The sequence below is a fragment of the Deltaproteobacteria bacterium HGW-Deltaproteobacteria-2 genome, assembly GCA_002840505.1.
GTDB lineage: Bacteria > Desulfobacterota > Syntrophia > Syntrophales > Smithellaceae > Smithella.
In genome coordinates this window covers 471,684-484,303 of the sequence record PHBC01000001.1, presented here as the reverse complement: position 1 = coordinate 484,303, position 12,620 = coordinate 471,684, and the positions used below count along the sequence as shown (strand labels likewise).

Sequence of the window (12,620 nt, the reverse complement as noted above, 5' to 3'; positions counted from 1 at the left end):
TATGTTTACGGGTATCGTGGAGGGATTGGGCAAGGTAAAGCGTCTGATAATGAAAGGCGCCGATGCTATTTTGGAAATTGAAACAGGAATAAATCTTGCTGAAGTTTCCATCGGCGACAGTATTGCCGTCAATGGTGCCTGTCTTACCGTCACATCAAAAAATCAGCAGATTTTTCAGACAGATGTTTCGGCGGAAACACTCTCCAGAACAACCCTTAAATTATTACAAGCGGGGCATAAGGTTAATCTGGAAAAATCACTGCGCGTGGGCGGTTTTGTCGGTGGTCATTTTGTTTTGGGTCATGTTGACGCCACAGGCAGGATTCTTTCCCTTATGCAGAAGTCCGGTTCGCTGATTATGGCTGTGGAAATGAATGAAAATGTCTCCCGTTATATTGTGGAAAAAGGATCTGTAGCATTAGATGGAATTAGTCTTACCGTGAACAAACTTGAAAAAAGCCGGTTTTATGTTAATATAATTCCCCACACGGCGGCTAACACCACTTTAGTGATAAAAAAAGAAGCCGATTTGGTCAATATTGAAACAGATATTTTAGGCAAATATGTTGAAAAATTATTACAAACTCCGCAGGGAATAGATAAAAATTTTTTAACGCAACATGGATTTTAAATAAGCAAAGGTAATAAAATGGCAATAAGCACTATTCAGGAAGCAATTGAAGATATCAAAAACGGGAAGATGATTATTCTTGTTGATGATGAAGACAGGGAAAATGAAGGCGATATTTGCATGGCAGCGCAATTTGCTACGGCAAAGACAATCAATTTCATGGCTCGTTATGGCCGGGGTCTAATATGTTTAACCCTAAATGAAGAAACTGCAGATAAACTCCATCTAAAGCAAATGGTTCAGGATAATCAGGCTCGCTTCGGGACAGCGTTTACCATTTCTATTGAAGCGAAGCACGGTGTGACAACAGGTATATCTGCGGCTGATAGGGCAACAACAATTCAGGCCGCTGTAAATCCACAGGCCAAGCCGGAAGATTTGGTCAGTCCCGGACATGTTTTTCCCATCACAGCCAAAGAGGGTGGCGTGTTAGTGCGTACAGGGCAGACGGAAGGGTCAGTTGATTTATGCCGTCTGGCCGGTTTGACACCTGCCGGTGTGATTTGCGAAATAATGAAAGATGACGGTACGATGGCCCGAATGTCTGATCTGGAAGTATTTGCCCGGGAACATAAGTTAAAAATCGTTACCATTGCCGATCTCATTGATTATCGAATGCAGAACGAATCACTTATCAGGCGAATGGCAGAGGCTACAATTCCCACCCGTTTCGGAGGTGACTTTAAAATTATCGTTTATGAAAACGACGTTGATGAGGGTCAGCACATAGCTTTAGTTAAAGGAGATATTAAAGAAGAAGATGAGGTTCTCGTACGAGTTCACTCGGAATGCCTTACCGGAGATATTTTTGGTTCTCAAAGATGCGATTGTGCCGATCAACTCCATCGCGCCATGAGCATGGTGGAAAAAGAAGGAAAAGGCGTTATAGTTTACATGCGTCAGGAAGGTAGAGGAATTGGTCTGGCTAATAAAATTAAAGCTTATGCTCTGCAGGAAGAAGGCAAGGATACGGTTGAGGCCAATATAGAGCTTGGATTTAAACCGGATTTAAGGGAATATGGAATTGGAGCACAAATTCTTGTTGATTTGGGAGTGCGCAAGATGCGTTTATTAACCAATAATCCTAAAAAAATAGTCGGATTGGAAGGATATGGGATTGAAATCACCAAACGCGTTCCAATAGAGATAGATCCTAACGAGAAAAACATACATTACATGAAAACAAAGCAAAAAAAGATGGGGCATCTTTTGAAAATATAAACCCGGACTGTTAAGAAATTTAATAAAGGATGGTAATAAACAATGCCGAAAATAATTGAAGGAAAAATCGTCGCCAAGGGAATGAAGTTTGGCATCGTGGCCAGCCGTTTTAACGATTTTATTTGCAGTAGATTAATTGAAGGAACCATTGATGCTTTGGTGAGAGCCGGCACAGAAGAAAAAGACATTTCTATTTATAAGGTTCCGGGTTCTTTTGAATTGCCGTTGACGGCGAAAAAACTGGCAAAGAGCGGTCGTTTTGATGCCATAATTTGTCTGGGTGCCATAATTCGCGGCGCAACTCCACATTTCGAATATATAAGCGCCGAGGTATCCAAAGGTATTGCCAGTGTCGGTTTAGAAACGGGAGTCCCTGTTATTTTTGGCGTATTGACGACAGATACAATTGAACAGGCGATTGAGCGAGCGGGTACTAAAGCTGGAAATAAAGGCGCCGATGCGGCTATGACGGCAATTGAAATAGTTGACTTATTTAAAAAGATTTAATGTTGAATTGCCACCATGAGAATGTGGTAATCTAATGCCATTTCTAATCAAGGATGATATCGGGGCGGCAAGGATGAGGTGACGAGGCGTATTACTAATACGTTGAGGAAGCCGACGACAATGCTGACAAAGATAGCGCGTTGATTTAGAATTGGAATAATGGTTCTTTGAGGTTTATGGAATAAATGCGTGGGCGGAGAAAGGCAAGGGAAATTGCCTTACAGGTTCTTTACGGTCTTAATTTTGTGAATGTTGATGTGCAAGAGGCTTTAGATCTTTTCTGGGGTAACTTTGTTGCTCCAAAAACGGCTAAAGAATTTGCGGCATTTCTGGTTCAAGGCATATGCGAACATAAGGAGGAACTGGATAAACTTATTGCCGGTTGTTCGGATAACTGGTCTCTAGGGCGCATGTCCAGAGTAGATATAAATATTTTACGTCTGGCAGTTTTTGAATTTCTCTATTGTGATGATATCCCCCCGAAAGTTACTTTGAATGAAGCTGTCGATCTGGGAAAAACTTTTGGTTCGGAAAACTCCGGTTCTTTTATTAACGGCATATTGGATGCCCTTAATCTGCAATTAAATAATAAAAATGCAACTAACCATCTCGACAGAAAAGCCTGACCTTCCCAAACATGAATGCCTTGTGCTGGGCCTTTTCGCTGATGAAAAACCGCCTCGTGGCACAAGTGGTTTTATTGATTGGCGTCTCAATGGCATGATTTCCAGAGAAATAAAGCAGGGAAACATCAGCGGAGAATTTAAGGAAAAGATTGTAATTCCATTTCCTAAGCGCATTGGCGCCGAAATGCTGCTTCTCTTTGGCTTAGGAAATAGTCATGATATAAGTTACGATAAAATTTATAATGCCGCTTATCTCATTGCGGAATCCGTTTATGGAATGTCCAGACATAGCTTTGCTTTCGAAATTTGCGGGGAAGATCGAACCGGTCTTGTCACTGCGAATATTGTGGAAGCAATGGTTACCGGAATCTTTGATTTTCTATCAGAAGATGTAGAAAGAATCTCCAACATGGCTTGTTGTATAGTAACATCCGGGACCCATCTTCAAGAAGTTTCGTTAGGCATTCAGCAATTCAAAAACAATGTAAACGATAAAGGAGCTGTGGATATCAGCGCGCTGGAAAACAGTTTTGTACAGTAATACCAACAAAGAAACGATTTTAAAAAGTCTTGACTCCGTGACTTACGATTTGGAAGGTGCAATGTCAAGCCATGCGATGTGCCTAGTGGTAAATCCGCTTGACAATATATTTATAGTTCTGCATTTTTATCCTTTTGTTTTATCTTTTCCTCGATATTCTATATTTTCCCGATACAATTTCCCACGTCCCAATAGTTGTTGTGCGGCATTTTCAAAGTGAATGGATTGATTTTCTTAATATCCGGTTTCCCATCAGTAAGATAAGATTTTTTAAAAATTAAAATACCTCTTGACAAACAATTTTTGTATGGGCTATAACTATTTATATTGAACGTTCAATATAAAATATAAAGGATTACCTATGCCGAACATCTTTAATCATGATGAACACCGGCAAGAGATGCTGGGAAAAAGTTTACGTTTATTCACCCGCAAGTGTTATCATAATATAAGTATGAAAGAAATTGCCGCCAAGAGCGGCGTATCTACCGGAGCGCTCTACCATTATTTTTCCTCCAAAGAAGACATGCTCACCCATATGATTGCCTGGATCGGCGATGAAAACGTGGCTGAGTATCTCCGCCGGACCAGTTCTACTGAAAGCATCAGCGATCTTTTTGACATGACTGTGAATTACTGGAAAAAACACGACGAACTTTATGAAAACAGCATGCTTCTGGCATTTGATGAACCCGACGAATACAACAAACAAATAGCTTTCCTTGAAGCAATTCTCAGGCCTTTGATCGTGGACGCAACCAATAATCCGGAAAAGGCCGTGGACAAGATCAAGAAAATCATAAGTGTCTTGTTAATAAATGCGTCCGTTACAGTGAAGGAGATTGTTGTAAAGTAATGGAGCCCTTGGTGACTCCAGAATGTTTTTATTATCGCCGTCTCTGGTGTTTTGGGGAAAATGAAGCTTTCTGCCCTAATTTTTATTTATTATAGGAGAGCATTTTATGGATATTACAATAGTATATTTTTTACAAACAGGTCAAAAACGCAACGTTTAAAAATCTATAACCGCTGATCTGCGCACGAAGAAACACACTTAAAAGGAGTTTTCATGGATCGGTTCAAAACAAAGACAGTTGTTATTACAGGCGCCGGCAGTGGGTTAGGCCGCGGGCTCGCACTCGATTTTTCCAAGCTAGGCTGGAGGGTTGCTGTCAGCGATATAAATCTTGAAACTGCCAATGAAACTGTACGACTCATGAACGGAAAGGGAAATGGCCTTGCCGTCGAGTGCGATGTCACAAAACCAGAAAAAGTGCAGGCCTTGTCCGATATTGTGATTTCTACGTGGGGTACGATAGACATCATCATTAACAATGCTGGTGTCCCGGTTGTAGGTTTCATGGAGAAGGTTCCTCTGGAAGACTGGAATTTCGAGATCGATATAATGCTTATGAGCGTCATCTACGGGTGCAGGACATTTATCCCCATCTTCAAGAAACAAGGATGGGGGCATATTGTGAATGTAGCCTCGTCCGCTGGGATTGTCTCTTTGCCCGAAATGTCCCCATACAGCGCGGCAAAGGCAGGGGTTATATCTATATCAGAGACCCTACGCATTGAGCTGAGGAAAAGTAATATAGGGGTCACTGTTGTATGCCCGACATTCTTTAAGTCAAACCTCATGGATCAGGCGAGATGTGCTGATGAACGCCAGTTAAAGATGGCAAAGGCTTTTTTCAACAAATTCTCCTTCGGCAAAGTAGAAAGTATATGCGCCTCCACTCTCAAGGCCATAAAAAAAAATAAATTGTACGTTCTTCCTCAACCGGATGCAAAGTTTCTTTGGTTCATGAAGAGGATGGCACCGAACACATTCTTCAATGTCAATGCATTTCTGTACTCACGAGGCATCCTGGATAAAATACTGGGTTTAGGTGGAGATTGATCACATGAAGAATGAAACCTGTACTCAGATATATTTCCTGAGTACATTCTGGGACTTATACTTTGCATTCAGCGGACAGGCATTGCCAAGGTCACCATGCAGGTCATACCTAAGCGTAAAGAAGAATCTCAATTTCGTTACATTGTAACTAATAAAGAAAATAGGAGGTTTGTATGAAGAAAACAGGGATAATTTTATTATGTCTCCTAATAGGGATCATAATTGTGTTTTTCTCAGTTAAAGGATATTTTGGCACCCACCACCCAGTTACTCAAGTTACCCAAGCCCCAGTAACTGCGAATAGTCAGATCTATATTGTTGGCGGTGGCCTAGCTGGATTAGCTGCTGCGGTGTACGCCATTCAGGATGCAAATATCCCTGGCAAAAACATCCATATATTAGAAGAATTAAATGTAGCGGGTGGAGCCTTGGATTCAAAAGGAGGTACCCATAATGTACCATATGCCGCCCGCGGCGCAAGGCTCCTAGATCCCGAAGCTCATCGGGCTTATCGGGCCTGGCTCACCAGAATTCCCTCTCTGGCCGATCAGCAGGCGATGGAAAAACTAGGGGGTGATGGTGAAGCGCTAAAGAATTATAAAGTCAAAAAGACACTTTCTGATGAATTAGACGATTTTTGGGCCACCCATAAACTCAATTCCATCACGAGGCTGGTGGGGAAAGACCAGCGGAGGATCGACCATTTTAAGTTCGGATTGTCGATGGGCGATAAATGGGATTTACTCGTATTGATCTCATCCCCTGAGGACAAATACCATGATAAAAGAATTGGCGAATATTTTCAGCCATCCTTCTTCAAATCAAATTTTTGGTACATGTTCTCTTCCGTCTTCGGATTTCAGCAATGGCACAGTTTGACTGAAATGAGGCGTTATGTGAGAAACTTTTTTCAATCTCTTGATACCCTCTCAGACTTAAAAAAGACCGGCATGAATGCAGAGTATAATAGTTATGATGCAGTAGTGGTGCCGACCGTGAAGTGGCTACGCACACGGGGGGTAAATTTCGACATGGGCTGTAAGGTCACGGATGTGGATTTCAAGCCGACCATCGACGAAAAGACGGTACAAAAAATCCATTATATACAAAATGGCGTGCAAAAGGATATTATGGTTAATTACAACGATTTTGTGTTTATCAGTATCGGTTCGAAGACCGCTGATTCACGGGAAGGCTCCATGCATATCGCTCCGATATTGGAGAAAAACAAGGTTGATGGTGCCTGGACGCTCTGGGAAAACATGGCCAAGAAACAGCCCGGCTTGGGAAATCCATTGCATTTTACCAATAGTATCGACCACTCGAAATTCGTGGTCTTCAACGTCACCACCAAAGGTAAATTGCTGGAAGACTTGATCATGAAGTTCACTAAAAATAAAAGATTTGGGGAACAGCACATGGTTATTTTTCCCGAGTCGCCATGGAACCTGATCGTGCATATTCCGTGGCAGCCCTTTGTGAGAAATCAGGATAAGGACACGACCATCATCATGGCGTATGCGCTCAAGGGAGATAACGAGGGCGAATATGTGAAGAAGAAGATGGGGGAATGCACTGGAGAAGAGTTATTGACTGAAATGTGCTATCAGTTCGGCTTTATGAATGAATTGCCGGAGATATTGAAATCCTCGGAATGTATCCCATTCATGCTTCCCTATGTTACCAGCATGTTCCTGCCGAGGAATCAGTACGACCGTCCCCCAGTCATACCGGATCGGTCCACGAATTTGGCATTGATCGGTGAATTCACCGAAATGCCGGAGGATACGGTCTTCATGGTTTCCTATTCCACAAAGACAGCACAGACAGCCGTGTATAAACTCCTCCATGTGAACAAGGAAATCACGCCTATTTATCGTGGAACGCATAATGTTTGGAATTGGATCAAAGTCCTTTACTGGCTGTGAAGATAATTTTTTATTTCTATTTATATGCCGGGTTGAAAAACCCGGTATACACTTTAATTAGAGTAAATATGTGCGAAAACCGGTTATAGGGTGTGAATCAATAGAAGGCGGTACATGTTAGGTTTGCTGGTGTTTCAACAAAAAAACGACAGCCGCTGGTAGATGTATTATGGCAAGGGATAATGCAATAAAAGCTATTTTCCGAACTCTCGGTTGCAGGAATTTCAGGCTCTTTTTTTTCGGGGAGGGCATATCGCTCATTGGAACCTGGATACAGAGAATTGCCCTTCCCTGGCTGGTGTATCAGAGGAGCGGATCTACATTATTGTTGGGGCTGGTTGTCTTTGCCGGACTTGCCCCGTCTTTTATCATAGCCCCGGTTGCCGGAGTGCTCATTGATCGATGGAATCGCTATCGTATAGTGATGGCTACGCAAATTCTCAGCCTTATTCAAGCTCTGATGCTTGCGTATTGTTGTTATACGGAAAATATCTCCGTTGGTATTATCATTCTCCTCAATGTATTTCTCGGTGTCATTAACGCTTTCGAAATGCCCGCCCGCCAGGCTTTTCTGCCGGAACTTATTGGCGATAAAACTAATTATTGCAACGCTATGGCAATCAATTCCACAATTGTCAATAGTGCGAGATTGATCGGCCCGTCTATTGCCGGAATAATTATTACCTACAGTGGAGAGGCGCTCTGCTTCTTAATCAATGGGATGAGTTATATTGCCGTAATTGCTTCGCTTGTTATGATGAAAACCATATCCACAAGTAAAAGAACTAAAAATACCGGATTATTCCGCGAGATGAAGGAAGGCTTTGCGTATGCGTTCGGATTCCAACCTGTCAAAAACGTATTGCTTCTTTACGGGCTGGTCTGCCTATCGGGATGGCCATATACGGTTCTCATGCCGGTAATAGCCAGAGATCTGTTGCGGGGTGACGCCCATACTTTTTCGATGCTCATGATGGCATCCGGAGCGGGCGCGCTCATTGGAGCCATATTCCTCGGTTCCAAGAAAAATAATTCGGGGATGGATATAGTGATCGCTTTTACAACCGCCTTATTCGGCATAGGCATCATTGCGCTTTCATTTTCCAGAAATCTGATCCTGTCAATGGTTGTGGCGGCGGTTATAGGTGCCTGCATGATGATGCTTATGGCAGCCACTATCTCATTCATACAAACCATCATCGAAGAAAGCAAACGGGGAAGAATCATGAGTTGCTATACCATGATATTTACGGGTGCAGCCACTGTGGGAAGTTATCTGGCCGGTGTGCTGTCCGCCAAACTGGGAACCCCGCACACGTTATTTCTAGGCGGTCTTCTTTGCGTGATTGGGGCATTTGCATTCATGGCTCGGCGAATAGACAGTTATGAAATCGTTGAATAATAGGTTTTCAAAGAAATGAATGCATTGAATGACAAGATTAGAAAGGCCTTTTGCGCAGCACCGATCGCTTAGTTGCGTCTCTTGTGATGGCGTTTGATGATGATCCTATCGTCAACTGGATAATCCGTAAGGATGAAAAAAAACTCGAGGGCCAGAGCTCTTGTTTCATACATGAATATCAGATTTGTGCCTGCAGCATGAAAAGGTGCTTACGACAAAAGATCTCACCGGAGCGGCATTATGGTATCCGCTGGGGGCATCGAAGGTCAGCTATGTAAAGCAATTGACCTTTCGTCCAAAATGATTCATGCAGTAAGCTGGAAGGAATTGTTACGTCTGTTATCTGTAATGGATAAGCTTGAAAGATGCCATCCCAAGGAAAGGCATTATTATTTACAGTTCATTGTGGTGGTTTCTAAATATCATGGCAAGAGTGCAGGCATGGCATTGATGATGCCGACACTACATATTTGTGACCGTGAAAAGTGTTGGGCCTATCTGGAAAACTCAAAAGAAGACAATCTTGCTTTTTACGGGCGTTTTGGCTTTATTGTTAATAGATTCCTTATCGGTCAATCACCTCGATGAGGTGTTGGCTACCCGAAAAGCGGACTTCTGTTGTCATAAATAAAAAAAATCCCAAGATCATCTCATGTCAAAAAGTACACGGACAACGTTGGTGCTTAATGGTTTGATTATAATTTTGTTATCCATCCTTTCCCTTGTAAGTGTATGCCTATTTTCATCGTGGCCAGAAAGGTGGAACGCAGGGCATCGCTTAGGAGAGCCTTTTTAACAGATGGTATTTTGAGGAATCCTCCCACAAAACCACGCATGAAATCCTGTGTTTTGCTCTGAGGATTATCGAAAATGTGATTTTGTAGATTACCGGCTTTAAATGATTGCAGGATAATTCTTTCGAAGACAGTTTCCGGCGTAATAACACGCTTGTCGCGTTTCACAAGTTTCATTGCTTTTGTGGGGCAGGCAAGAGCACATACTCCGCAGCCAATACAGAACTCCTTATTAATTTTGGCATCCTTCTTCTTTTTGGTTAGGGGCTTCTCAATGGTAACCATTTGAATGGCGTCGATCTTACAGGCTTTAGCGCATTTACCGCAGCCATTGCATAATTTTTCATCGATTTCGGCGATGTAATTGGATGTTACGACGAAATTAGGATAGCCAAATTTGGAAATACCCAGCAATATGTTACAGCAACAGCCGCAACAGTGGCAGATAAAGGTTATATTTTTCTGCACATTGTCCGCATTAAAAACCAGGCCCAATTCTTTTGACCGGGCAAAGTGCTCAAGCATTTGTGTTTTAGAAACTTCTTTTGCCAGATTGTTCCGGATGAGATAGTCCGCTCCAAAACCAAATGAAGTGCATGTATCCAGAGGGATATCGCATTTTTTTTCATCAATATGATGTTTTTCGTGCCGGCAGGAACACAGCCCGATTGAAAATTTATTAAACGATTTAATAATTGATGTGGCCTTTTCGTAATCCAGAACTTCGACATGGTCTTCATCCGGAATAGTGCCTTCATGAGGGAGTGTCCGGGCAAAGGATATCTTATGTCCTTCTTTGCTGTTTTCTGCATATAAAGGTCCGCCATCACCTTGGAGATATTGATGAAATAATTTAGCCCATTCCTTGGAATTAAGATCAGGATTATTTCTCATCATTGTGAATTCGAATACGCCGATGAGCATTGGCGAAATCATATAATTGTAGGTATTGTTGGCCCAGATATCGATAACCAGACCTTTGACGCATAGGCTCTCCAGTATCTTTCGTAATTTTGTGGGCTCAATTTTTGTTATTTTTTGAATACGGTTGAAACTTGATAAAACATAAGGCATCTTTACAATAACTTCGGCTTCATCCTGTGTGTAGAGAGTTTTAAAAATGTTGTAAACGGCATCATTCCAGGGTGCCTTGACCGTTAAATTATCAATCTTCTCTCCCAGTTTTTTATAAATGTCTTTTCCAACTAGATGTCCCATAATCAAGCTCCTTTTATATAGAATTTTTCTACGGGTTTAACACATAGTAAGAAGTTGAAGATCAACCGTTTCAATTATACCTTTTCCGCCGTTAAAGGTATACGCAGTATCTCATCAATTGACTTTACGTTTGTCACCATCAACGGATGTACCTTTGTAAAAATCCATGAATGGTAATTATGCTTTTGACATATTTATCAACATATTGGACCGGTCGTCTACAAGTCAAGGAATATTTTTTTTCGATTAGCAATATATTAAAAACGTTATAAAATCTGTTATTTAGCATAAAAAATATGTTGTTTTTTCAGTTATTATTTAGGTTTATTTTTTTATTGACAAATATACATGTCTTCTGTATCCTACAAAAACTATTATACTGAACGTTCAGTATAATAGTTGGCTATATTATTCCTGCGGAGGATTTTATATGAAACAGAAAACCATGGGTCTGAGGAGAAATCTCAAAGAAACTCAGCGCCGGGAGGAAATTATTAATTCTGCGTTAAAGGTCTTTTCTATCAAAGGATATGATCATTCCAGCATGAACGATCTTGCTGCCGATACCGGATACAGTAAGGCATTAATTTATTGGTATTGGGACAATAAAGCGGCACTTTTTAACGAACTTATTGACCGCTGCATGGTTCCGTATTGTGAACTCTTACAGGCTACGCTGGATTCCAATGATCCCTTTGAAGAAAAACTATTCCAATACATGCGGAAATTTGTCGCTTTATTCAATCAACAAAATCTATTGAACCGGCTTGTTCACTTCGGTTCGCTGCATAACAACACTAATAAACCACTCGAAAATTTCAAGGATAGAGTAAACGGCTATTACCAACAAGTACTCCGTCAACTTGAGGCGCTTATTCGACAAGGCAAGGACTCCGGATATCTAAATGCCGAACTTGAAGAATCTTCTTTGGCTCTTTTACTTCTCCTCTCTGTGGAAGGTTACATTTACATGTCAATGCTGGAGAAGAGGATGCCCATAGAACAGGTATTGATTGAAAATATGGCAAGATATCTCCTGCCGGGCAAGGTAAAAGCAGAAATTATAGATAGTCTGAAAAAGAGAAAAATATCCAGAAAAAAAAGTTAATTATTCTTTTGGTTTATCATTCCAGAATGTACTGGATGAATTTTAATAAAATATCTTTGAATTGAATAAGGAGGAGAGGCAATGGCGAGTGACAAGGATGCTTTCGATGTTTTTCAGGAGAAGTTTTTTTCTTTTCATCTGGATTCAATAACTAAAGAGGCGGAGAGACTGCTTGAGTCAGGCTGTTTGCCCCATGATTTCCTGCGTGCATGCCAGCAGTGCATGGAAGAGGTCGGAAAGAAGTTTGAAGCCGGCGACTATTACCTGCCCGAACTGGTCATGGCCGGAGAAATATTCAAGCAGATTAGCTCCATGATTAAACCGCACTTGAAGCTCGGCGATGGTCAAAGGAATCTGGGAACAATTGTCATCGGAACCCCTAAGGGAGATATCCATGCCCTGGGAAAAGATATTTTTTGTATCCTGGCTGAAGCAGCTGGTTTTACAGTTTATAACCTAGGCGAAGATGTTCCTCCTGAAAGTTTTATCGATAAAGTAAAAGCAACCGGTGCGACAATCCTCGGTATGTCAGCTTTGATCACTACCGCCTATCCATATATGGCCCAGGTAGTCGAACTGCTCAAAGAAAATGGGTTGCGTGAAGGTGTCAAGGTAATTATTGGCGGAGGCGCGACCTCAAAAGACCTGGCGGAAAAAATAGGGGCAGATGCGCAAACCTGGGATGGTTATGAAGGTATTCGCATTATTCAATCATTTGCCGGCGCCTAGCCATCTGCA

13 protein-coding genes are annotated in these 12,620 nt (G+C 41.7%); 12 read left to right on the top strand and 1 reads right to left on the bottom strand.

The annotated features are described in order from the left end of the window. Nucleotide 1: 1 nt before the first annotated feature. The 10 genes from CVU62_02260 to CVU62_02215 all read left to right on the top strand — a co-directional run bounded on the left by CVU62_02260 (nucleotide 2) and on the right by CVU62_02215 (nucleotide 9,350). Nucleotides 2–631 (top strand): riboflavin synthase, encoded by a 630-nt coding sequence (locus CVU62_02260; GenBank protein PKN39042.1) that lies wholly within the window; start codon nucleotides 2–4, stop codon nucleotides 629–631. 18 nt (nucleotides 632–649) lie between these two features. After that, nucleotides 650–1,852 carry a bifunctional 3,4-dihydroxy-2-butanone-4-phosphate synthase/GTP cyclohydrolase II gene (locus CVU62_02255; GenBank protein ID PKN39041.1) on the top strand — a complete coding sequence of 401 codons (1,203 nt, stop codon included), beginning with the start codon at nucleotides 650–652 and terminating at the stop codon, nucleotides 1,850–1,852. Between the two features lie 42 nt (nucleotides 1,853–1,894). Beyond that, entirely contained in the window at nucleotides 1,895–2,359 is a 465-nt protein-coding gene (locus CVU62_02250) for a 6,7-dimethyl-8-ribityllumazine synthase (protein PKN39040.1), read from the top strand. Between the two features lie 185 nt (nucleotides 2,360–2,544). Continuing rightward, on the top strand, nucleotides 2,545–2,985 hold the full coding sequence (nusB, locus tag CVU62_02245; protein PKN39039.1) for a transcription antitermination factor NusB: 441 nt from the start codon (nucleotides 2,545–2,547) through the stop codon (nucleotides 2,983–2,985). Beyond that, a complete protein-coding gene (locus CVU62_02240) occupies nucleotides 2,954–3,526 on the top strand; it encodes a hypothetical protein (protein PKN39038.1) in 573 nt (190 codons plus the stop codon). The genes nusB and CVU62_02240 overlap by 32 nt, the downstream gene beginning before the upstream one ends. A gap of 361 nt (nucleotides 3,527–3,887) precedes the next feature. Beyond that, on the top strand, nucleotides 3,888–4,382 hold the full coding sequence (locus CVU62_02235) for a hypothetical protein (protein ID PKN39037.1): 495 nt from the start codon (nucleotides 3,888–3,890) through the stop codon (nucleotides 4,380–4,382). A 213-nt stretch (nucleotides 4,383–4,595) separates the two neighbouring features. Beyond that, nucleotides 4,596–5,432: a short chain dehydrogenase gene (locus CVU62_02230; GenBank protein ID PKN39036.1), complete on the top strand. Its 837-nt coding sequence runs from the start codon at nucleotides 4,596–4,598 to the stop codon at nucleotides 5,430–5,432. 173 nt (nucleotides 5,433–5,605) lie between these two features. Then, a complete protein-coding gene (locus tag CVU62_02225; protein ID PKN39035.1) occupies nucleotides 5,606–7,360 on the top strand; it encodes an oleate hydratase in 1,755 nt (584 codons plus the stop codon). Nucleotides 7,361–7,529: 169 nt separating this feature from the next. Then, complete coding sequence (locus CVU62_02220) at nucleotides 7,530–8,762, top strand: MFS transporter (GenBank protein ID PKN39034.1); 1,233 nt, start codon at nucleotides 7,530–7,532, stop codon at nucleotides 8,760–8,762. Nucleotides 8,763–9,002: 240 nt separating this feature from the next. Beyond that, nucleotides 9,003–9,350 (top strand): hypothetical protein, encoded by a 348-nt coding sequence (locus tag CVU62_02215; protein ID PKN39033.1) that lies wholly within the window; start codon nucleotides 9,003–9,005, stop codon nucleotides 9,348–9,350. 107 nt (nucleotides 9,351–9,457) lie between these two features. Here CVU62_02215 and CVU62_02210 read toward each other — a convergent pair whose 3' ends face one another. Further along, entirely contained in the window at nucleotides 9,458–10,774 is a 1,317-nt protein-coding gene (locus CVU62_02210) for a 4Fe-4S ferredoxin (protein PKN39032.1), read from the bottom strand. 430 nt (nucleotides 10,775–11,204) lie between these two features. Between CVU62_02210 and CVU62_02205 the strand changes: the two genes are divergently transcribed. Further along, entirely contained in the window at nucleotides 11,205–11,882 is a 678-nt protein-coding gene (locus CVU62_02205; GenBank protein PKN39031.1) for a hypothetical protein, read from the top strand. Between the two features lie 81 nt (nucleotides 11,883–11,963). Further along, entirely contained in the window at nucleotides 11,964–12,611 is a 648-nt protein-coding gene (locus tag CVU62_02200) for a cobalamin-binding protein (protein ID PKN39030.1), read from the top strand. Nucleotides 12,612–12,620 lie beyond the last annotated feature (9 nt).